We start from the raw sequence: 21,517 nt of genomic DNA on the forward strand, positions 1-21,517 counted from the left end.
GGGGTGTGGGAGCCGTCACCGGTGAGCCTGGAGTACCAGTGGTTCCGCTCTGGTGCTGCCATCACCGGCGCCACTGAGAACACTTATGTGCTGGCCGCGGCAGATGCCGGTCAGGCTGTCACGGTTCAGGTCACCGGGTCCCGGCCAGGATATACGCCCCTGATGAATGAATCCGCTCCGACAGGGCCTATCGCCGAAGGTTCCTTCGGCCAGGTTCAGATTCCGAGGATCTCAGGGACACCCAGGTATCTGGAAACATTGTCGGTGCCAAGGTACAGCTACGACTGGTTCTCAACTCCTGCGGCGCAATCCCGGGCCTCCCAGTGGTACCGAGACGGTGTGGCAATTCCGGGGGCTACAAGTATGGACTACTCCGTTCAGCTTGCCGACATTGGTCATGCCGTAACTATCCGCTTGACTATCACGAAACCGGGATATGCCATCCACACCGTTGAATCCCTGCCCACTACGAGGGTGACTCCTGCCGTTTTCGTAGCCCCAACCCCGGTCTTGAACGGCGCAGTGAAAGTGGGCAATGTGCTGACGTTCGATACGAAAACCTGGAATACGGGCCGCACCTCCATCTTTTATGACCCCCAACTGACAAAGCGCTACCAGTGGTATCGCTCCGGCGTGGCCGTCCCCGGGGAGATTGGACCCGGGTATCGACTCTCTGTGACCGATCTAGCCAAGCGGGTGAAGCTACGGGTCAGCATTTCCAAGCCTGGCTACACGACCGTCACAAAGGACTCACTTGAAACTGGGGCAGTCGCCGCCGGAACCCTGACAGCGCCGGCTCCGACGGTCACGGGAACCAAGAAGGTCGGATACGCACTGTCGGCTGCCCCTGGAACCTGGACGTCCGGGACGATCTTCAAATACCAGTGGTACCGCTCTGGCACCGCCATCGCCGGTGCGACAGCAGCCAAGTACACACTGGGGGCTGCAGACCTCGGCAAGTCCATAAAAGTGCGCGTCACCGGCTCAAAGGCCGGCTACACCACTGTAGCCAAGGACTCGGCGGCAACCGCAGCGGTGGTCGCCGGAACGCTCGTCGCGCCGGTTCCCAGGATCAGCGGCACCCCGCGTTACGGATACTCCCTGACCGTGGTGCCCGGGAGTTGGACTTACGGGACGACCCTGAAATACCAGTGGTACCGGTCAGGTGTCGCCATTGCCGGTGCCACGGGGAGGATCTACCGGCTGGTTGCCGCCGATCGCTACGACACAATCAAGGTCCGTGTCGTCGGCACCAAGGCCGGATACACCACAGCCATCAAGTACTCAGCGTCAACGGTTCGCATTCCGTAAACAGAGGTGAGATGAGGCCCGGGCAGTCGCCCAGGCCTCATCCCGCTGAGAGAAACTCTCGGCTCGGACACGTGGCCTGAGTCAAAATAGCGGAACCCCAAAGCTCGGGGCAGCGTGCATCAGGCTGCCGAAGAATCGCCGAAGAATCGCCCATGACTTGGCAACTGGGAGGGCATGCTCCAGATCCGGGCTTGCTCCGCTGTGCGCGATTTCATCGACAAGGACGGCATGCGTTTCAACTAGCGTGTACCGATACGTTGCATAAGCGAAGACCAGACCGGGGCACCGACACCCGCCATTGGAGCGGCGACCGTCGGTTCCGCCAGCGTCACCCTCACAGTTCATAGATACCCTTGGACGCCTTCGGGTTTCTCTTCATCCACGCTCCTACGATTTCCTCAGTCATCTGCGCCGCCGTGAGACTCGCTCCCGTCCGTTTCAGACCAGCGGCGTGCAGTACCTTGGCCTGCTTCGGGGGGAGTTGTACCCAGCCAGTTCGGATGAGCAGTTGCCGGGTGAACATGACCGCATGGAGGGCGTTTGCCTCCTGAATATTGTGGTGAGGCGGAGCATCGCCAAGAATCCCGGCCACGAACTCGAAGTAAGCTTTCAGCAGCTCCTCGTCGCGCCTGTCCTTGAAGGAGCCGTCGGGATTCGTGAAGTCCAAGATTCTGCCCTCCGGCAGCAACGGGCCTTCCGTGAATATCGGCCGCACGTGAGTGTCAGGACGCAGCGTCAATTCTTTCCGCAACGCCCGGATACCGCTCTGGAGCGTCCACTTCAGCGCCTCATATGCCGCACCACCAACAACCGCATTGGCAACTGCGTCAGCGAAGAACTGCTGCGAGAGAAAGTCGCTTGCGCCTTGGCCGCCCTTATCGACGAACGCCCTGACGAACTCTTCAGCATTTTGCTCGAGGACCTCGTCGATTTCATCCAGGAGGTCGTCAGCATCCTCGGGCCTGCCGGATCCGCTGCCCTCTTCCTTTTCGCTCATGATGCTGTCCTTTCAGGAGAGTGTCGTAGGAAGGATAGTCCTGGCGGGAGCAACGCAATAGCCCCTGATTGCATCCGGTACTGACGCGACCTCGACCGTTTCGAAGGGACCCTGCGCTCCGCCCACGAACCAGTACGCGACACGGGGCCCAGACCCCGCAGCGGCTTCTTCCTGTCGGCCGGTGCCCGGTGGGGGGAATGCCGCAAACACATGAATGCCAACGACCCGACACCCCTGAGGAGCACCTTATGACCGACACCACCGGCAACGCCGCCGACCAAGCCACAGCCGAACCCATCGTCGTAGTCCTGAGCGCCCTCGGTGCCGGGGCGGCCGCCGAACGGCGCGGTACCGAAAATTTCTGCACCCTCGAAGCCTCCGCGTCCATCGAGCAGCTCGTCCGGCGCCGGAGGCCGCCCAGTTGGCATGATGGCTCCGTGGCGACGCGAAAAAGCGACGAGGTTTCAGGAGCGTGGTTTTACTGCCGCCTGTACATGACACTGGCCAGATACTCACTGCTGTCCGGAGCCTCCTGGCGTTCTCTGAGGTAAGACCGGATTGTCACAGCTGTCCGGCTGTGCCCCAACTGTTGGGCGGCCTGGTCGATTGACACCGTCTCTGCAATGTATGTCCCCACCGAACGTCGGAAAGTATGAGGGGTGACGGTTTCGATCGGGGATGACTGGCGGTGTTCCTGTTTCCTCCCGAGGCGGACTTCTTCAGCCGGCAAGTCATACGCGATCTGCAGTTCCTCCCGGACTGCGCGCCAGCGCCGTCGGAAGTTGTGGGGCTGCATCCATTTGCCGCCCCGAGCAGGAAAGATCGCCCCATTGGGATTGGAACGCCTTTCGTTGACTCTTCGGGCGCGGAGCATTGCTGCAACTTCGGGGCTGATGCGAAGGTCAAGGATTTTGTTGCCTGTCTTTCCGTAGTCGTGACGCAGCATGGGCTTGCCCTTCTCCCAGCCCACTTTTCCGTTGATCTGCACCCAGTTGGAGCCGTCGTCCAATTTGTCGATCCACACGTCATCCCACCGCAGTGCAAGGAGTTCTGAGATTCTCACCCCCGTGGCCAGGAGCAACTCCACGCCATCCGGGATGTCCAGGTTTTCTGGCGGTCCCGGCCGCTTGGCGTTTATCTGAACCTCCCCATGGCGTCGCACCGAGGACAGAACTTTGGCCATGTCCTCCTTTTCGATTATCTGGACTGGCTTTTTCCTGGGCTTGGGGAGATAGGCCACTTGCCTCACCGGGTTGCCAGGAATGAGACCAAGGCCGGCACACCACTCCAGGATGTTAGAAAGAACAGCCCGGTTATGTTCTGCTTTTGCGTAGTAACGGCCTCCGCTGACGATGCCATGCAGAAAGTTTGCGCAGGCTTTGATGTCAACGTCAGCCAGCTTCAAGGCGCCGAGAGAGGGCACGATGTCAGCCCTTGCCATACGTGCGTACTCATAGGCAGTGCTAACCCGCAGCGCTTTGCCGCCTTCCTCTATGTATGAGATCCAGCTCTCAACAACTTCACCGAAGAGTACCTCCGGCTCACGTCCCGAAGTCCTGTTGAGTTCCGCCGAGTGCTTGGCTGCGTCCTCCACAGCCATTGTTTGAAAGACGGCCAGAAGGGCGTCCTCGGCCTTGCGTGCAGTGGTGCCGGTGCGAAAACGCTGGAGGAGCTTCCCGTCCATCGTCTTGTATCGTCCGTTGGCCTTGTAGCTGCCGTCCGGCTGTCTCTTTGCGGGTGGAATTTTTCCCCATGACCCCGGTCGAGTCTCATGATTGGCCACTATGCTGCCCTCGGCATCACTCGCTGGGCAGCCAGCCACTCAGCCAGATCCTCGATCGCATAGACGACGGCGCCGTCCAGTTGACGATAGTATGGCGGTCCCTTCCGCTGGGCCGCCCAATTGGCCAAGGTCCCGGGGGAACGGCGCAAATATGCCGCCGCTTCTTCTCGTGTCTTCAATTCCGACGGCATCCATGAAGGGCCGTTTGCTATTCCGTCTGCTGTGTTCACAGAGAGTCCTATGCGCCTCGATGGCCGAGAGCGGTCACTTTGCGCAGGACCGGGGGAATAACACTTTGCATAACACTTTGGGCGTGAACGAGCGTGAATCGGATGTGACCGAGCGTGAGGCAACGTGAGCCTGATTCCGCGTAACGGCGCGCTGTGGCACTCTTTCGTGAGCAAGCGTGAACTCACGTTATCCACAGTTCGCATCGAAGAGGTCAGGGGTTCGAATCCCCTTAGCTCCACAGATTTCACGGGCTTGAAGCCTGAAGTCCTCGAAACAGAGGCCTCCGAACCAGGAGCTCGGGGCATCCAGGCGTGGCGGGCCGGAAACGGCAGAGAACAACCTGAACCAGTGCGCTGGCCGTGTTGGGCGCATGGCTCTCCGGGGCAATACCAATGGTTCAGGTGGCCCGCCCACTTGCCTGCAGCAACCCGAGGGTGGCGGGCCAACCATCAGATGAGGGTCCTGACGATCAGCGCGGCCCCGGTAAGGCTGAAGGCCGTCCCGGCAAGCATCGCGAATCGAAGGTGGCCGCCGGCCGTTCCCTGTCCCTTGCCGATCGGCAGTTGACGTGGGTGCCAGGAGATCACCGCGCCGACGGTGAAGCACGTCACGGCGAGAACCACGCAGATGAATGCGGCGAAGTGAATGCCAGGCTCCACGTGGGTCTCCCTTCGCATCCGGCGTTGCCCCTGGGGCGGTGGCCCGCCCATTCCCCGTGAACCAGGGCGGGCCACCTACCGCAGCCGTAGATCCTCGAGACCCGTTACGGCAGCGGTAGACGGATGATACAGCCGCCTGCTTGGGATTAGGGGAACACCTGGCGGCCCTTGACCGGTCCGGACGTCAGCGCCGACGTCAGCGCCGACGTCAGCGCGGAGGCGCCAGCGGCAGGGGGACCCTTTCCACCACGTGCGGCGCCAGCAGCAAGTGCTGCTCGGGCGCGCTGCCCTCTCCGCTGTGGCCCGCCAGCTCGAACGTCAGCAGGCGCACTATGTGCCGGGCGGCGTCCTCCACCGGCTGGGCCACGCTGGAGAGCCCCAGGGCCGCTGCCACCGGGGTGTCGTCAAACCCCACCACGGCAGCCCGCACTCCGGGTCCGGCCGGCTGCCCGGGGGAGAACAGCTCAGGACGGATCTCGCGGAGGCTTTCCGCGGCCCCGATGGCCAGCGAATCGCTCGCGCAGACAATCGCCGTCGCCCCTCTCGCGATGAGTTCCCGGCCGCCGGAGATGCCTCCGGAGATGGTGTCCGGCGCCGAGGCCCAGAGCCGCGAAACATCCTGGCCGGGAGCCAGGGCCCGCATGCCACGTTCCCAGCCGGCCTGCCGGTCCTCGCCGACCGGGCCTCCATCCTGCCAGCCCAGGAAGGCGATGCGGGTGTGGCCCTGCCCGGTGAGCATGGTGACGGCTTCCGCCGTGCCGGCCGCGCCGTCAACGTCCACCCACGGATGCCGCGCCGCATCGTGCCCCGGTGCCGTCTCCCAGGGCCGCCCAAAGACGGCGAACGGTGTGCCGTTATCCTGCAGCCACTTCGTCCGGACGTCGCCGCGGCTGCTGGAGGTGAGTATGAAGCCGTCGATGCCCGCGACATTGAGCAGCTCCCCGTACTGGAGGACTTCGTCCTCGTGCGAATCGGCGCAGAAGAGAGTCAGCCGGTACCCGGCGTCCTGGGCGGATTCGGTCAGGGCATGCAGGAACCGGTCGAGGATGGATCCGTTGATGCCGTCCGTGGCCGGCATGAGCCTCATGCCGAGGTTCATGGACCGCCGGGTGCGCAGCTGGCGTGCGGCTGCGCTGGGCCGGTAGCCTGCGGCTTCGATGGCCGCCCGGACCCGCTCCAGTGTTGCCGGCTTCACCCGGTCCGGCGCGTTGATCACGTTGGAGATGGTCTGCCGTGACACGCCGAGCTCGGCGGCAAGGCTTGCGAGTGTTGGCCGGGCCACGAATGCTCCTCGGGGTTGCTGGTCGGCCGGCAGCGTCCGGGCGGACGGTGCCCGCGCTGGCGGCAAGGGGCGCGGTGACTTTTCCTTCTGCCGGTTGCTGTGAGAAGATCGTAGCGCGCAAAATTTGATCGATCAAATTTTCTCCGGTCCTGCCCTGTTCAGTCGGCAGCAGGCGTTCCGCAGCCCTCTTCCGGTCTCCGTCCCACCTATATTCGAGGAGTTTTCCGTGGCCACTGAGCAGCCGTACCTGCACAACCTTTCCGGCGTCTTCAGCGCCCCGATCCAGGCATGGGCAGACGCCCACGGACAGATCCGCGGGGCAGGGGCCCAAGGGATCTACTGCGGCGACGACCGCGTGCTGAGCGGGGCTGTGCTGACCGTGGACGGCCGGGAGCCCGAGTGGGTATCAACCCAGCTGCGTTCCTCGAAGCAGACCGACTACATCTACTTCGTCCGCGCCGACGCTGACGTGGCCGATCCGCTGCTTTCGCTCGTGCGGACCCGCACCGCTGAATCGGGCAGGATCCGGCCGGGGGAGGACACCGAATCCCTGACCGGCTGCACAGGCCGGGTGGCGGAGACCCTGACGCTGGAGTCGGCGTTCCGTGAGCCCGTCACGCTCAACGTGCGCCTGGCGCTGGCGGCTGACAACACCACCATGGAGCAGATCAAGCAGGGCGAACGATCCCTCCGGCCGGTCCAGCCACATGCCAGCACGTGGTCCTGGCGCGATGCCGACACCGAGCTGCGCCTCACCACGGGATCCGGCAGCGAAACAGTGCCGGGCACTGTGGGCTTCAATGGCAGCACCGTCACCATCGACTGGGCAGTGGAAGTGCGGCCGGGAGCCGCCGCCGTCCTCCAGTGGGCGGCGGACCTGACGGACGCCGATTCGCCGATGCTCGCCGGCGACGGCGCGCCCATCGAGGCCCCGGTGTCCGCGGATCCGCGCCTCAGGAACCTCCTGCAGCGGTCAATCAGCGACCTCAACAGCCTGCGGCTTGCCCATTCCTCGCACCCCCATGACACGTTCCTCGCCGCCGGCGCACCGTGGTTCTTCACCATGTTCGGCCGGGATTCCATCATCGCCGCCCGCATGCTGCTTCCCATCACCACGGCCATCGCCCGCGGCACCCTGCGGGCCCTGGCAGGACGGCAGGGAACCGAGACGGACCACACCACCGCGGTGCAGCCCGGGAAGATCCTGCACGAAGTCCGGCGGACCGTCCTGACCATGGCCGAGAGTGGCCAGGCCCTGCGGCTGCCGCCCGTCTACTACGGCACCATCGACGCCACGCCATTGTGGATCTGCCTCCTCCACGACGCCTGGAAGGCGGGAATGCCCGCGGCCGAGGTGGAGGAGCTGCTGCCCAACCTCCAGGACGCCCTGGAATGGCTGCGGGACCATGGCGACCTGGATGGCGACGGCTTCCTGGAATACCTCGACACCTCCGGGCGCGGGCTGGTCAACCAGGGCTGGAAGGATTCCGGTGATGCGATCCGGTGGCACGATGGCTCACTGGCCACGGGTCCCATCGCCCTGGCCGAAGTCCAGGCCTATGCCTTCGAGGCAGCAACCGTCGGGGCCGAGCTCCTGGATGCCTTTGGCCGCGCAGGCGCCCAGGAATGGCGGGACTACGCGGCAGGAATGGCGGAGCGGTTCCGTGCACAGTTCTGGTGTGAGGACGAGCTGGGTCCCTATCCCGCGCTGGCGCTCGACGCCGACAAGAAGGCGGTCGACGGCGTCACGTCCAACATGGGACACCTGCTCGGTACCGGCATCCTGAACCAGGAGGAGCAGGAGCTGGTGGTCAGGCGCATCATGGATCCGACCATGTTCTCCGGCTACGGCGTGCGAACCCTGTCCACCACGAACGGCGGGTACTGGCCCACCCGCTACCACGCCGGCGCGGTCTGGAGCCATGACACCGCCCTGATCATCAGCGGCATGCTGGCCGACGGCTTCCGTGATGAGGCCGCGCAGCTGGCGTCGGGACTGCTGAAGGTGGCGGAGGCCAATGAGTGGCGGCTGCCTGAGCTGTTCGGCGGCCATGGCTCGGACACCATGCGGGCTCCGGTACCGTTCCCCGCCAGCTGCCGCCCGCAGGCGTGGGCGTCGGCCAGCTCGGTCGTGATCGCCGCGGCCCTGGGGTCAGGGGCCGATCGTCCGGGGCCCGATGCTGCAGGACAGGACGGCGGGACAGCAGGCGGGCACGAGGGGCTGCTGGCTTCGGCGCGCTGACGTAGTCCAGCCATCTTCGCTAGCAGCCGCTGGTTTGTTCGTCCTGAAGCTGCTCGTCGGATTCGACCCGGCGCAATACGGCGAGCCGGTCCGCAATTCCGGCGAGTGTCGCGGCGACGTCCGACGGCGGACCGGCGGGCTGGGATCCTGCCTCCCAGTCGAGGGGGCGCGGGCTGATGAGAATCAGCATGATGTCCCGGTCGCGGAGAGTGTCCAGCACTTCGAGGAAGCGGTGCCAGGCCGCGGCCGCGCCCGCGGCGGCCTCTCCGGCCGGGGACGGGACGCCGTCGACTACCCACGCCGGGAACGTGCCCGCCAGCGTCCCGTAGTCGGCGTTCCCCAGCGCGCCGCCGCACAGCGCGGCAAAGCTCACCCAGAGGAGGTCGGGGCCGGCGCTCCTGACGGCGAGGTCGTGTGATGGGAGTTCCAGGACCTGCTGCTGGGAGGGAGCCGGCCGGAAGAGGCCGTAGGTGCCCAGCTGCCGGTCGGTGCCCGGCGTGATGATGAGGCCCCGCTCGAACCCGGACATCCCCCTACAGCCAGCCCTTTCGCTTGAAGATGGCGTACATCAGGCCCGCGGTGCCTGCCATCAGCCCGATCGACAGGGGGTAGCCGAAGGCCCAGTGCAGTTCGGGCATGTGGTCGAAGTTCATCCCGTAGACGCCCGCCACGAAGGACGGGGCGAAGAAGATGGCGGCCCAGGACGAGATCTTCTTGACCTGTTCGTTCTGTTCCGCGCTTGCCTCGTTCTGCCTGTTGGCGGTCAGCGTGCCGTCCAGGGTGAGCGCGTTCTGCAGGAGGTCACGGAAGGAGTTCGCCCGGGATATCACCCGCTCCACGTGGTCCTCGACGTCACGCAGGCTGTGCTGCAGGTCGGTGTCCACCCCGTACTTTTCGAATCCCCGCCTCAGCTGCTGCATCATCCCCGGCAGGGGGTGGATTGCGCGCTGGAACTGGATGACTCCTCGGGCCAGTTCATAGATGCGCCGGGACACTGTCGTGTCGCCGGAGAACAGCTGGTCTTCGATCTCGTCGATGTCGTTCTCCAGCCCCGCCACCACGGGGGCGTAATCGTCCACCACCTGGTCCAGCAGGGCGTAGAGCACGGCTTCGGGGCCATGGCGCAGGAGGTCGGGCCGCGACTCCAGGCGGCGCCGCACCTTTCCCACGCCGGACATCTCGGCGTGCCGGACGGTGACCACGAAGTTCTTGCCGGTGAAAATGTGCAGCTCGCCGAACTCCACGGTCTCGGTTTCGTCGAGGTAGCGGGCAGGCCTGAGCACGGTAAACAGGTGGTCCCCGTAGCGTTCCAGCTTGGGCCGCTGGTGGGCCGAAATGGCGTCCTCCACAGCAAGCTCATGGAGGCCGAACTCCGCCGCGACGGCGGCCATTTCCAGTTCGGTGGGCCGGTAGAGCCCGATCCAGGCCATGCCGCCATGCGCGGACAGCGTCTCGAACGTCTGCTCGAGGTTATCGGGTTCGGCACTGCGGATTCCGTCGACATAGACGGCGTTATCGATGATGGTCACGGTGCGCCGTTCCTTGGGTTGCGGTTCAGGACATCGCGCCGATGATGACGCCGGCAGCAGTCATGGCGAGCACATCGTGGCCGGAATCAATCAGGGTGACGGCCCGCGGGCGCCCGGCAAAGCCGTTGTGGATGACATGGCCTCCGGCGCGGAATACCACGGCGAGCACCAGGGCAAACAGCCCGCCGGCCACTGCGGTGTCCAGGCCCAGCCTGGCAATCAGGACTGCGAGCAGGACGGCAGTCAGCGCGGCGTAGACCATCATGGGCAACCAGATACCCGCACCGCCCTCCGAGTTCTTCAGCTCCTCTTCCGTTTTGCCGATGGCCTCCATCCAGCGCGTGCCCAGCACAGCGGGAAGGTACCAGACGAAGCCGATGGCCATGCTGGCGATGAAGGCAAGCAGCACGGCGAGCCAGTTGATCTGGGAAATGTACGAGAGCCAATCCATCCTTGAATCCTATTCCCCATGGACTGTTGCCTGGACGGACGCGCCCTGCACCAGCCGGCTGATGAGCGGCTCTGTCCGGTAGGGAATGTGGGTGTGCAGCGCCAGCACGGTTTCCGTCCGGATGACCCCCTTGATCCGGAGGATCGAGCGGAGGGCGGCCTGCAGGTTGTGCGTATCGGTGGCCACCACGCGGCACCAGACGTCGCCCCGGCCGGAGATCTCGTGTACCTCCAGGACCTGGGGGAGCAGGCGCAAGGCGCCCACGACGCCGTCGAGTTCGCGGTGGGTCACTTCGATCGTCACGAAAGCAACGACGTCGTACCCCACGGACTCCAGGTCGATTTCCCGGCCGCCGTCGCGGAGGACGCCGGAACGCAGCATCCGCCGCATGCGCGATTGTGCAGTGTTCCGGGCGATGCCGAGTTTGTCACTCAGTTCGCCGATCTGGATCCGCGGGTCGCGGACCAGCTCCAGCAGGATGCGGAGGTCGGTGGGGTCCAGGCTGTTCAATTGATCACTCCGGCTCACTTCTGGGGTCAAAGATTGATGATTTTGATCAATTTTCCCACGAAGCAGCACCCCATTTACTCACACCGGGCCCATTCTGGAGGTATCAATTTTCAGCTGCAGCGGAAGCTCCCACAAGGAGCCGGCGCTGCCGTACAGGCAAGGGCACGGGCATGACCGTCTTTAGCGAACTTCGGATGCGGCCGGCGGCCGCCGGCGCGCGGGGCTGGGACGCATCGAACACCGCGCGGCTGGCCATGGCGGGCGTCGTGATCTTCACCCTCCTGGTGGGGGCCAACCTCGCGACGCCGCTGTACCCGCTGCTGCAGGCGAGGCTGGGCCTGACCTCCCTCGACGTGTCGCTCGCCTTCTCGGCCTACGTCCTGGCCCTCGTGGCCACCCTCATGCTGGCAGGTCACTGGTCGGACCACATCGGCCGCCGCGCGGCGCTGCTCCTAGCCGTGCTGGCAGGCCTGGCCGGCGGCCTCGTCTTTGCCGGTGCGGACAGCCTTGCCGTGCTCTCGGCAGGGCGCGCGCTTCAGGGGATCGCCGTGGCGCTGGCCACCGGCGCCAGCTCGGCCGCCCTCCGGGAACTGCTTCCGCAGCGGCCCGAATGGGCGTCACGCTTCACCCTGCTGGCCTCCGCCGGCGGTGTGGCGGCCGGCCCGGCCATCGGGGGAGTGCTCTCCCTGCTGCCCGGCCCCACCTCCACGCCCTACGTCATCCACTCCGTGGTCCTGGCGGTGCTCCTGGTCCCGCTGTACCTGCTCCGCGCCCGTCCGGCCATCAAGCCTGTCGATGGTCCGCGGCCGCTGAGGGCACTGGCGCCCCGCCGGCCTTCGGTCTCGCACGAGGCGCGGGACGCGTTCTGGCTGGCGGCCGCCGTCGGGTTCCTGAGCTTCGCGGTCTTTGGTTTCTGCCTGTCTCTGGCACCCGGCTACTTCGCACCTATCCTTGGTGTGGATTCCAGGCCGCTCATCGGGGTCCTCGCTGGCCTTGCCCTCGGCGCCTCCGCCCTGAGCCAGCTGATCGGCGTCCGCAGCCGGTTCGCCGTTCCGGCCGGTCTGACGCTGCTTGGAGCCTCGGTGGCTCTGATCGCAGCCGCGGCGGCCTGGAGCAATCCTTGGCTGCTGGTTGCTGCCAGCCTGGCTGCCGGCGTCGGCCAGGGCATCGCATTCCGCACGGCCTTCAACGAGGTGGCGGGCAAGGTGGAAGCGTCACGCCATGCCCAGATCATCAGCACCGTCTACGTGATCACGTACCTGGGGAGTGCGGTACCGGTGATCGCGCTGGGCCTGGCAGCGGCCGCATACGGGCTTGAGGGGGCCGCCAGCGGATTCGTCGTGCTCTGTGGCATCGCCGCCGGGGCGCTGGCGGCGGTGGCGCTGCGCCGGTCGCTGCGGTCCGCCTGACGGAACCGACCGTCTGACGGAACCCGCCGTCTGGCGTAACCGGCCGCCTCCGGCGTCAGTTGCGGTCAGTCCTGCTCATGCAACGGACCGTGGTTGCCCGGCATGTGCTCGAACACCAGCGTGGTTTCGGTGTGGCCCACCACCGGGTCCGTGGCCAGGTTGTCGAGCACCCAGTCTCGGAGGTCTTCAGTCGTGGCTACCGCGATGTGCAGCAGGTAGTCCACTGAGCCGGAGGTATGGAAGGTGGACAGCACGGCCGGCAGCTTGGGGACGCGGGAGGTGAAGCGGTCGATCTGCTCGCGGTCGTGGGCGCGGAGCCGCACAGCAATCAGCGCCTGCACGGAACGTCCGATGGCCGAGAGGCTCAGTTTGGCTTCGAAACCCTGGATGATGCCGCGCTCAGAAAGGGCGCGGGTGCGCATCAGCGCGGTGGAGGGGGCGATTCCTACGAGTTCGGCGAGCTGCTTGTTGGAGATGCGTGCGTCGTCCACGAGTGCCGCCAGCAGCCGCTCGTCGATGGCATCCAGCGGCTCGGCATGTGCCGACCCGAGCCGAATATTCTTCGCATTGCTGCTCACTGGTCCTCCTCAGGGTGTTCTCAGTTCATCTTAGTCGCGACTTTCCGGCCATTCCATTCATGCGAGCTGTCAATCTCCGAATATTTGCCAGATACTTGCGGCGTTCAATGGCGAATAATTCACAAGGAGCATCATGCTTTCTTACGACTCGATGGCGGTCCATGCCGGCCGTGACGGGCTAACCGGCCAGGGCGTCCACGCACTGCCCATCGACCTTTCAACAACGGCACCGTTGCCCTCGGTGGAGGACGGCGGCCTCGCCTACGAGCAGATGGCCACCGGAGGCCCCCGCCTGGAGGGGCAAAGCACCGTCTACCAGCGGCTGTGGAATCCCACCGTGGCGCGGTTCGAGGCCGGCGTGGCGGTGCTGGAGGGGGCGCCGGACGCGGTGGCCTTCGCTACAGGCATGGCGGCCCTGAGCGCGGTGCTTCTTGCGGCAGTAGCCGGCGGCCAGAAGCACGTCGTGGCGGTCCGGCCGCTCTACGGCGGCAGCGACCACTTACTCGCCTCGGGTGTGCTGGGAACAGAGGCGACCTTCACCGCGCCGGAGGGCGTCCACGCCGCGCTCAGGCCGGACACGGGACTGGTTGTCGTGGAAACCCCCGCCAACCCCAGCCTGGATCTCGTGGACATCGCCCGCCTCGTGGCGGCGGCGGACGGTGTTCCCGTCCTCGTGGACAACACCTTTGCCACCCCCGTGCTGCAGCGGCCCCTGGACCACGGCGCCGCCCTCGTGCTGCACAGCGCCACCAAGTTCATGGGAGGCCACGGCGACGCGATGGGCGGGGTGGTGGCGGCATCGCCGGAGTGGGCCGTCCGCCTGCGGCAGGTCCGGGCCATCACCGGCGGCATCCTCACGCCGTGGCCGGCCTACCTCCTCCACCGCGGACTCGCCACCCTTCCCGTCCGGGTCCGGGCCCAGCAGTCCACCGCCCATAAGGTGGCCGCCGGGCTGGCCGGACATGAACTGGTGCGCACGGTCCGCTACCCGGGCCTTCCCGAATGCGATCCGCAGGGGCTGGTGGGCACCCAGATGGCGGGGCCGGGTTCCCTGATCGCCTTTGAACTCCGCAGCGCCGAACATGCGGAGCGTGTCCCGGCGGCCGTCCGGATGATCACGCACGCGGTATCCCTCGGCGGAGTCGACACCCTGATCCAGCACCCTGCCGGCCTTACCCACCGCCCGGTGGCGGCGGAGGCCAAGCCGCATGCCACCCTCCTCAGGGTTTCGGTGGGGCTGGAAGACGCCACGGACATTCTCGGGGACCTCGTCCAGGCCATCGAAGGGACGCGCTAACTTCCGGGATCGTCCCCGCCGGCTGGATGCACGCCGGCTGGATGCACGCCGGCTGGATGCACGACGTTTGGATGCACGACGGCGGCGATCACCGCCGTCGTGCATCCCAGCACGATCACGGTGACGGCGAGCGCCGTCCAGCCCAGCGACTGGAACACCAGGCCGCCCGCCCAGCCGATCACACTGGAGCCCAGGTAATAGGCGAGGTTGTACAGCGACGCGGCCTGCGCCCGTCCTGAGGAGGCGATGGTGCCGGTCCAGCCTGCCCCGATGCTGTGCGCCGCGAAGAACCCGCCGGTAAAGACCACAAGCCCGGCCAGGATCAGCGCAAGCATGTGGGTGAGGGTCAGGGACAGGCCGGCCATCATCAGCAGGATGCCTGCCAGCAGCACGGTCCGCCGGCCAAACCGCTGGGTCAGCCCGCCTGCCCAGCGGGAGGTCACCGTTCCGGACAGATAGGCAAGGAAGATCAGGCTGATCAGCGTTGCCGGCAGGCTGAACGGCTCGCCGGAGAGCCGGAATCCCAGGTAGTTGTAAACGGCAACGAAGCCGCCCATGAGGAGGAAGGCCTGGACGTAGAGGGCCAGCAGGCGCGGATTGCCCATGTGGCCGCCCAGCGTCCGGACTGCGCCGCGAAGGCCCCTGGCCGGGGCAGGCCTGAACCCCCTGGCCCTGGGAACCAGCACCAGGAACAGCACCGCAGCGATGGTGGCAAGTGCGGACACCGCGAGCGCAGCGGCCCGCCAGCCCCACAGTTCGCCCACCGGGCCGGCCACCAGCCGTCCGGCCAGTCCGCCCAGTGTGGTTCCGGCCACGTAGCTGCCGGCCGCCATGGCCGCGTGGGCCTTGTTGACCTCCTCGTTCAGGTAGGCGATGGCAATGGCGGGGATGCCGCCCAGCGCCATGCCTTCGAGCATCCTGAGCCCCAGCAGCAGCGGAAACGAGGTGGCGAGCGGAACCAGCAGCCCCAGCACGGTGGCGGCGGAGATGCCCCAGGTCATCGCCCTGACCCGTCCGATCCTGTCGGCCAGGAACGACCACGGGATGACGGTGACGGCGAGCCCCACCGTTGCCAGCGAAATCGTCAGAGCTGCCTCTGCCGCGGTGACGCTGAGTTCCGAGGACATCAGGGGCAGTACGGCCTGCGTCGAATAGAGCTGCGCGAAGGTCGCCACGCCCGCAAAAGCCAGGCCCGCGAGGATCTTGCCGTAAGCGGGCGATCCCTTCGCATGGCCTTCCCACGCCGTCTTATCCGGCTTGCCCGGTGATGCGGATCCTCCGGGGCCGGAGCCTGGCTGGCCGGAGGAGTCGGGAACGGCGGGCATTCGCATGCTTTCAGCGTAGGACTGCCGTGATCTAGTATCCAATGCATGATTCGGTAGAAAATCATGCAGGGGTGGATGCTTACCGACCATGCCTAACGACAACGGGAAGAGCTGGGAAAGCAAATGGACCTTGAGCACCGGCAGCTCGTTCAGCTGTTGCCCATCCTGCCGCTGCTCGCAGAGCTGGGCCGCACGCAGCACATCACGGAAACGGCCGAGCTGCTGGGTGTTCCGCAGTCAACGGTGAGCCGTGCGCTGGCCCGCGCCAGTGCCGTGGTGGGCACCGAGCTGCTCATCCGGGAGGGCAGGGGTGTCCGCCTCTCGCCGGCGGCCCGGACACTTCTGCCCTACATCGAGTCCGCGCTCGCGGAGTTCCGCGCTGGCCTTGACCTGGTGTGGCATGAATCCGAGGTGGTCCGTGGCCGGATCGCTGTCTCGTTCCAGCACACGTTCGGTGAGGCCACGCTGCCGCTGCTGATCAGCACGTTCCGGAAGCGCCACCCGCAGACCGAGTTCCACCTCAGCCAGGGAGCCAGGGACACATGCCTCGCGGAACTGGCCTCCGGCGCGGCGGACCTCGCACTGACGGCACCCGTGGCTGCAGCCAGCCGGACCATCGGCTCGGCCGCCCTCTACCGGGAGCCGCTGCGGCTCGTGGTGCACCACGCACACCGGGTTGCCGGACGCCGGTCCGCCGTCCTGGCTGACATCAAAGGGGAGCCGTTCGTTGCGCTGGGCCCGGGGTACGGCCTGCGGTCCCTCACCGATGCCCTGTTCCGGGAAGCCGGGTTCCGGCCTCGGATAGCCTTTGAGAGCCAGGACTCCCATACCGTCCGTGGCCTGGTGTCCGCGGGCCTGGGAGTGAGCATCCTGCCTCCCGGTGGCAGTCCCCGGCCCGATGGTGCCGCCCGCAGCGGAGACCTGGGGTGGGTGGAGCTGCCGCTGGACTCGGAGCTGGCGTACCGCGAGATCGGTCTGGCGTGGCGTGAGCGCAGCGGCCCGGAACCCGAGCCGGTGCGGCACTTCCGGGAACTCGTGCTGGGGCAAGGACCTGCGCTGCTGGCCGGGCTGGTCCGTGCCCGCTCCGGGACCTGACCGGACGTTGCCCCGGCCGCCCGGTCATCCACCACCCAGGCTTAGTCCGCGGCGAGGAGAGTGTCCATGGCCCCGGCGAGGGGCCCGGTGCGGGCCGACCGCCAGCCCGTACCCGCCCAGAGATTGAGACGGTCGGCGTCCCCGGCGGCGGCCGCCGCGGCGCGGATGGGTGCCGTGAGGTGGTGGATGGCCGGGTAGCCTTCTGGCGCGTCCTCATGGTCCCGCACGAACCCGTTGACCAAGGCGCGGGCGTAGCGGCCGGTAAAGGCCCTGGTCGGCCGTGTTTCCGTGAATCGGTCAGAGCCCAACGCGTCCTTGTGCAGCTGCCGGGCGCCGCTTTCGTCCGTGCGCAGGAGTGCGGTCCCCACCTGTGCCGCGTCGGCCCCGGCCTTGAGCACCGACGTCACCGCCGCTGCGTCGGACACTGCACCGGCCGCTATCAGCGGAAGGCCGACGGCGGCGCGCACCTCCCGGACCAGCTCCGCCGTCGTGGAGGGTGCGGCGGACCGGGCAGCGGCCGGCGCGCCAGCGGCCAGGAAGGCGCCGCTGTGCGCGCCCGCGCTGCCGTGCTGCACGACGAGGGCGTCCACGCCGCGTTCAGCGGCGAACTCTGCTTCGGCCCTGCTCGTGACCGTGGCCAGCACCATGGAGCCGGCCTGGCGGAGCTTCCCCACCACGTCGGCCCCGGGCAGGCCGAAGGTGAAACTGACCAGCTCCACGGGGTCGAGCAGGAGTTCGTCGATCTTGCCCTGCCAGGCATCGTCGTCATCCAGGGTCAGCGGCGGAACATCGACGCCATAGCGGGACGCGTCACCGCGCAGGCTCTCGCGGTACTGCTCCAGGCGGGCCAGAGCTTCGGCGGATGGCTGCAGCTGCCGCCTGTCCGGCATGAAGACGTTTACGCCGAACCGGATGCCGGCCGATTTGGCGGCCTGCACCTCTTCCCTCATCGCGCCGACCGTCTTGTAGCCGGCGGCGAGGAAGCCGAGGCCGCCCGAGTGGTAGACAGCTTCAACGAAGCGGGTGGTGGACGTTCCTCCGGCCATGGGTGCTGCGATGATCCGGGTACCAAACAGGCTGGTGGACATTGCTCCGCTCCTGGTGCGCTTCAGTAGGCTGGTGGGGTGACTGACTCTGACAACCTACCCGATGCCCTGTCTGTTCCCGCCGGCAGCACCGCCCCTTCGCCGGGCACCGTTCCTTCCACGGGCACGGTGATCGGCCTGGACATCGGCGGCACCAAGACGCGGGGCGTCCGCTTTGAGGACGGCCAGCCCGTGGCCGACGAAATCGTCGGCAGTTCCAACGTCCAGAACGTCACCCGTGACGAAGCGGCGGCGCATCTGGCGGAGCTGTTCGCAAAAATCGGCCGGGGTCCCGTGGCCCACGTCTACGCAGGTGCCGGCGGCATCGACACGGATGAGGACGCCGCCGCGCTGGCGGCACTCATCAGCCCCCATGTTCCGGGCGCAAGGGTCACCGTGGTCCATGATTCGCGTTTGCTGCTGGCGGCCGGCGGAGCGGACAGCGGTGTGGCCGTCATCGCGGGCACCGGATCGGCCGCCTGGGGGAGGAACAGGCGGGGGGAAGAGGCCCGGGCCGGCGGCTGGGGCTACCTTCTGGGCGACGAAGGCAGCGGCTATTGGCTGGGGAGGGAAGCCGTCCGCCACAGCCTCCGCCGCATGAACCAGGGGCTGGATCCCGACGAACTCACCCGTGCCCTGCTGGCGTCCTGCGCCATTGACGATCCCAACAAGCTGATCGCCCTGTTCCATTCGCCCAGCACGGGGCGTCGCTACTGGGCCCAGCAGGCCCGGCATGTGGTGGAGGCCGCGGACGCCGGCCACCGGGTCAGCCAGGAGCTCATCGACCAGGCAGGCAAGGACCTGGCCGGCATGGCCGCGCAGGTTCTGCGGCAACTCGGGCTGGAGGGCCCCGTCATTCTGGGAAGCGGCTTGGGCATGAACGTTGTCCGGCTCCAGGATTCCTTCCGGAAGCACCTCGCCGCGGCCGGCGTCACCGACGTGCGGGTCCTTGACCGCGAGCCCGTGTTCGGCGTTCTGCAGCTCGTCGGCGAGGGTCGCTAGCGGGAGAGCCGCGGGCAGAGCCGCCGGGCTAGGCTGGATTCATGAGCGTTCTCTTCGACACCCGCCCCGCCGCCTACGCCGTGATCCTGCGCGACGACGCCATCCTGCTGGCCTACTGGAAACAGGACGGCAAGGAGGGCTGGACGCTTCCCGGGGGCGGCCTGGACCTCGCCGAACATCCGGTCGACGGATGCGTTCGGGAGATCTTCGAAGAAACGGGCTACCACGCCGAGATCGGCCCCATGCTGGGGATCGACGTCGGCCACTGGCCCGCGGGATCACGGCTGGACGGCATCGAGCGGGACTTCCAGGCACTCCGGCTCGTCTACGAAGCGCGGATCACCGGCGGAGAACTCAGCCACGAGGTGGACGGTACCACCACCCACGCCGCCTGGATCCCGCTGGATGAAGTCGGCGCCCTGAACCGCGTCTCGCTGGTGGATGCGGGGCTGCGGCTGTTCCGGGAGCGGCCGGTCAACGGCAAGCTGGAGTGAGATTTTAGCCCGGGATTTCCTAGCCAAGCCGTGACCCGGCTGGCTATCCTGTTGGGAGCGACCGGATACGGCATCCGGGATGAACCGCGACGGGGAGGTGGACTTGATGATTGCAGCATTCCTGCGCCCAGGGCGCACACGCAAAGACTCCTTCATTAATCCTGCCCCGCTATTCGGCACCGCCTAGACACCAGCCGTCAACGCAGCCGCCCGCCTGGAGTCGGACGATACTTCGGACCGGCCGCGTGGTGCCAGGGGCCCCACCCAGAGGTCCACAGTGAACATTCCTTCCGGCCCTTCAACGGCCGCAAACAGCCCTTCCAACCACAACCCCGGCACCGCGCAGCTGCGGGGACCTGCCGACTATGGTTTCACGGCCTCCACGGCCGCGCACTTCACCTCCCACCCGGTAAGCGGCGGGCACGTGCCCGCCCGGATCGTCCGGGTTGACCGGAACCGCATCCTCGTCGCCACGGCGGATGGACTGGTCCGCGTCCCGTATCCGGCGGCACCGCCCGTGCCTGCCAGCGGCGACTGGGCCTGGCTCGGGCGCAACGCCGCCGGAGAGCCGGCCATCGTCTCCGTGCTTCCCCGCACGTCCGAGCTGAGCCGCAAGCGGGCGTTCGAGGCGTCCTCCGAGGCGCAGGTCCTGGGCGCCAACATCGACGTGGTGGGCGTGGTGGTTCCGGTCGACCGGCCCCTGACCCACAACAGGCTGGAACGGACACTCGTGGCCGCCTGGGATTCCGGTGCCACACCGCTGGTGATCATCACGAAGGCCGACCTCGCGAACCTCGCGGACGACGTCGTCGGGAAAGTGATCCTGCAGGCGGCCGGAGTGGAGGTGGTGACAACGTCGGCAGAGCAGGGCGACGGCCTGGACGAGCTGCTCGCCCACGTCCCGGACGGCGGGACCCTCGTGCTACTGGGTCCTTCCGGCGCCGGCAAATCCACGCTGATCAACGCGCTCGTCGGCAGCGACGTGCAATCCACCGGAGAGGTGCGGGCCGCGGACGGCAGGGGACGGCACACCACCACGTCGCGGGAGCTGGTGCCCCTGCCGGGCGGCGCGGTACTCATGGACACGCCCGGAGTGCGTGGCTTTGGGCTTTTCGACGCCGACGAGGGCATGGGCGAGATGTTCGGCGATCTTGAGGAGCTGTCCGGACAGTGCCGGTTCTCCGACTGCGCCCATGACCGTGAGCCGGGCTGTGCTGTCCAGGCCGCGCTCGCGGACGGGACCCTGGACGCCAGGCGCTGGGCGAGCTATCTCAAGCTGCAGCGCGAGCTTGCCGCCCTGAACCGGCGGCACGACGCAGCGGCCCGGCGTGCCTACCAGCGCGAATGGCACCAGAAGGTGGTGGTAGCGGGCAGGAGCCAGCGCGCGGCGGAACGGTACAGAAACGGCTAGCCCGGCGGCTGTGGCCGGGCGACCCATCCGGCCGGGTGTTGTCTCCGAATGATTACGGTATGGGCGTCTGCCGTTACTTTCCCGCAGGCACTGGTTACGCTGTGTCAAGACGCGCTTTACACCCAAAAATCAGCGTGCTTATGATCAGCTCGCTCTACCGTCCGATGCCGCCGACAGTTAGGTAAGCCGGGAATGGCCGAAGCCATGATTGAGTTCCAGAGCGTCACCAAGCAGTACCAGGGTGGACAGCCGGCGGTGGACAACCTGAGCATGTCTATCGACAAGGGCTCCATCACGGTGTTCGTCGGACCTTCAGGCTGCGGCAAGACCACCTCGCTCCGCATGATCAACAGGATGGTTGAGCCCACCAAGGGGACCATCACCGTGGACGGCAAGGATGTCACATCGGTGCCGGCCGCAGAGCTTCGCCGCTCCATGGGGTACGTCATGCAGTCCTCCGGCCTCATGCCGCACCGCTCGGTCCTGGACAACATCGCCACAGTGCCGCGCCTGAACGGCGTGTCAAAAGCGGACGCACGCAAGCGTGCGGAGGAACTGCTCGACGTCGTCGGGCTGGCCTCGGGGCTGGGGAAGCGGTATCCGTCCCAGCTCTCCGGCGGCCAGCAGCAGCGGGTCGGCGTGGCCCGCGCCCTGGCTGCCGATCCGCCGGTGCTGCTCATGGATGAGCCCTTCAGCGCCGTGGACCCCGTGGTCCGCGACGAACTCCAGCGCGAACTTCTGAGGCTGCAGCGCGACCTGGCCAAGACCATTGTCTTCGTCACCCATGACATCGACGAGGCCACCGTGCTGGGGGACAAGGTGGCGG

Annotated in this window: 21 protein-coding genes and 1 pseudogene; 10 read left to right on the forward strand and 12 right to left on the reverse strand. The window is 66.8% G+C overall.

The window, feature by feature from the left end:
• The first annotated feature begins 414 nt into the window (after positions 1–414).
• Positions 415–1,311: a hypothetical protein gene (locus tag AC3A3W_RS00895; RefSeq protein ID WP_487440008.1), complete on the forward strand. Its 897-nt coding sequence runs from the start codon at positions 415–417 to the stop codon at positions 1,309–1,311.
• 865 nt (positions 1,312–2,176) lie between these two features.
• On the opposite strand, the pseudogene AC3A3W_RS00900 reads toward AC3A3W_RS00895, so the two are convergent.
• Positions 2,177–2,263: pseudogene (locus AC3A3W_RS00900) on the reverse strand (ubiquitin-like protein Pup); the annotation flags it as partial.
• A gap of 293 nt (positions 2,264–2,556) precedes the next feature.
• Between AC3A3W_RS00900 and AC3A3W_RS00905 the strand changes: the two are divergent.
• Positions 2,557–2,859, forward strand: a complete 303-nt coding sequence (locus AC3A3W_RS00905) for a hypothetical protein (RefSeq protein WP_487440009.1) — start codon at positions 2,557–2,559, stop codon at positions 2,857–2,859.
• Here the strand turns inward: AC3A3W_RS00905 and AC3A3W_RS00910 are convergent.
• From AC3A3W_RS00910 to AC3A3W_RS00925, 4 genes are all read right to left on the reverse strand, one after another.
• Positions 2,787–3,992 (reverse strand): tyrosine-type recombinase/integrase, encoded by a 1,206-nt coding sequence (locus AC3A3W_RS00910; RefSeq protein ID WP_487440010.1) that lies wholly within the window; start codon positions 3,990–3,992, stop codon positions 2,787–2,789. The two genes, AC3A3W_RS00905 and AC3A3W_RS00910, sit on opposite strands and share 73 nt — an antisense overlap.
• Positions 3,993–4,090: 98 nt before the next feature.
• Complete coding sequence (locus tag AC3A3W_RS00915; protein WP_487440011.1) at positions 4,091–4,627, reverse strand: helix-turn-helix domain-containing protein; 537 nt, start codon at positions 4,625–4,627, stop codon at positions 4,091–4,093.
• Between the two features lie 144 nt (positions 4,628–4,771).
• Positions 4,772–4,981 (reverse strand): hypothetical protein, encoded by a 210-nt coding sequence (locus AC3A3W_RS00920; protein ID WP_487440012.1) that lies wholly within the window; start codon positions 4,979–4,981, stop codon positions 4,772–4,774.
• Positions 4,982–5,189: 208 nt separating this feature from the next.
• Positions 5,190–6,263 (reverse strand): LacI family DNA-binding transcriptional regulator, encoded by a 1,074-nt coding sequence (locus AC3A3W_RS00925; RefSeq protein WP_487440013.1) that lies wholly within the window; start codon positions 6,261–6,263, stop codon positions 5,190–5,192.
• Between the two features lie 226 nt (positions 6,264–6,489).
• Between AC3A3W_RS00925 and AC3A3W_RS00930 the strand changes: the two genes are divergently transcribed.
• Positions 6,490–8,505, forward strand: coding sequence for a glycogen debranching N-terminal domain-containing protein (locus AC3A3W_RS00930; protein ID WP_487440014.1), 2,016 nt, complete (start codon positions 6,490–6,492; stop codon positions 8,503–8,505).
• Positions 8,506–8,524: 19 nt separating this feature from the next.
• On the opposite strand, the gene zapE is transcribed toward AC3A3W_RS00930, so the two are convergent.
• The 4 genes from zapE to AC3A3W_RS00950 are packed head-to-tail and all read right to left on the reverse strand — an operon-like array spanning position 8,525 to position 10,995.
• Positions 8,525–9,034: an AFG1/ZapE family ATPase gene (gene zapE / locus AC3A3W_RS00935; protein ID WP_487440015.1), complete on the reverse strand. Its 510-nt coding sequence runs from the start codon at positions 9,032–9,034 to the stop codon at positions 8,525–8,527.
• A 4-nt stretch (positions 9,035–9,038) separates the two neighbouring features.
• Complete coding sequence (gene corA / locus AC3A3W_RS00940) at positions 9,039–10,034, reverse strand: magnesium/cobalt transporter CorA (protein WP_487440016.1); 996 nt, start codon at positions 10,032–10,034, stop codon at positions 9,039–9,041.
• A 25-nt stretch (positions 10,035–10,059) separates the two neighbouring features.
• Complete coding sequence (locus tag AC3A3W_RS00945; RefSeq protein WP_487440017.1) at positions 10,060–10,485, reverse strand: DUF1761 domain-containing protein; 426 nt, start codon at positions 10,483–10,485, stop codon at positions 10,060–10,062.
• 9 nt (positions 10,486–10,494) lie between these two features.
• Positions 10,495–10,995: an Lrp/AsnC family transcriptional regulator gene (locus tag AC3A3W_RS00950; protein WP_487440018.1), complete on the reverse strand. Its 501-nt coding sequence runs from the start codon at positions 10,993–10,995 to the stop codon at positions 10,495–10,497.
• A 170-nt stretch (positions 10,996–11,165) separates the two neighbouring features.
• Here AC3A3W_RS00950 and AC3A3W_RS00955 point away from each other — a divergent pair, with 170 nt between their 5' ends.
• On the forward strand, positions 11,166–12,404 hold the full coding sequence (locus tag AC3A3W_RS00955) for an MFS transporter (protein ID WP_487440019.1): 1,239 nt from the start codon (positions 11,166–11,168) through the stop codon (positions 12,402–12,404).
• A gap of 65 nt (positions 12,405–12,469) precedes the next feature.
• On the opposite strand, the gene AC3A3W_RS00960 is transcribed toward AC3A3W_RS00955, so the two are convergent.
• On the reverse strand, positions 12,470–12,982 hold the full coding sequence (locus AC3A3W_RS00960) for an Lrp/AsnC family transcriptional regulator (RefSeq protein ID WP_487440020.1): 513 nt from the start codon (positions 12,980–12,982) through the stop codon (positions 12,470–12,472).
• A gap of 133 nt (positions 12,983–13,115) precedes the next feature.
• Between AC3A3W_RS00960 and AC3A3W_RS00965 the strand changes: the two genes are divergently transcribed.
• The gene (locus AC3A3W_RS00965) at positions 13,116–14,279 is read left to right on the forward strand and encodes a trans-sulfuration enzyme family protein (protein WP_487440021.1); all 1,164 of its coding nucleotides are present in this window, start codon (positions 13,116–13,118) and stop codon (positions 14,277–14,279) included.
• Here the strand turns inward: AC3A3W_RS00965 and AC3A3W_RS00970 are convergent.
• Positions 14,276–15,610 carry an MFS transporter gene (locus tag AC3A3W_RS00970; protein ID WP_487440022.1) on the reverse strand — a complete coding sequence of 445 codons (1,335 nt, stop codon included), beginning with the start codon at positions 15,608–15,610 and terminating at the stop codon, positions 14,276–14,278. The two genes, AC3A3W_RS00965 and AC3A3W_RS00970, sit on opposite strands and share 4 nt — an antisense overlap.
• Positions 15,611–15,727: 117 nt before the next feature.
• Here AC3A3W_RS00970 and AC3A3W_RS00975 point away from each other — a divergent pair, with 117 nt between their 5' ends.
• Positions 15,728–16,699: a LysR family transcriptional regulator gene (locus AC3A3W_RS00975; protein WP_487440023.1), complete on the forward strand. Its 972-nt coding sequence runs from the start codon at positions 15,728–15,730 to the stop codon at positions 16,697–16,699.
• 41 nt (positions 16,700–16,740) lie between these two features.
• On the opposite strand, the gene AC3A3W_RS00980 is transcribed toward AC3A3W_RS00975, so the two are convergent.
• On the reverse strand, positions 16,741–17,787 hold the full coding sequence (locus AC3A3W_RS00980; RefSeq protein ID WP_487440024.1) for a nitronate monooxygenase: 1,047 nt from the start codon (positions 17,785–17,787) through the stop codon (positions 16,741–16,743).
• A gap of 36 nt (positions 17,788–17,823) precedes the next feature.
• Here AC3A3W_RS00980 and AC3A3W_RS00985 point away from each other — a divergent pair, with 36 nt between their 5' ends.
• The 4 genes from AC3A3W_RS00985 to AC3A3W_RS01000 form a co-directional block, all read left to right on the forward strand.
• The gene (locus AC3A3W_RS00985; protein WP_487440025.1) at positions 17,824–18,786 is read left to right on the forward strand and encodes an N-acetylglucosamine kinase; all 963 of its coding nucleotides are present in this window, start codon (positions 17,824–17,826) and stop codon (positions 18,784–18,786) included.
• A 41-nt stretch (positions 18,787–18,827) separates the two neighbouring features.
• Positions 18,828–19,280 carry an NUDIX hydrolase gene (locus AC3A3W_RS00990; protein WP_487440026.1) on the forward strand — a complete coding sequence of 151 codons (453 nt, stop codon included), beginning with the start codon at positions 18,828–18,830 and terminating at the stop codon, positions 19,278–19,280.
• A gap of 277 nt (positions 19,281–19,557) precedes the next feature.
• Positions 19,558–20,691, forward strand: coding sequence for a ribosome small subunit-dependent GTPase A (gene rsgA, locus AC3A3W_RS00995; RefSeq protein WP_487440027.1), 1,134 nt, complete (start codon positions 19,558–19,560; stop codon positions 20,689–20,691).
• Positions 20,692–20,883: 192 nt separating this feature from the next.
• The coding region (locus AC3A3W_RS01000; protein WP_487440028.1) for an ABC transporter ATP-binding protein at positions 20,884–21,517 on the forward strand (634 nt) is incomplete at its 3' end.

It is taken from the genome of Arthrobacter sp. Soil_N43 (assembly GCF_057655195.1).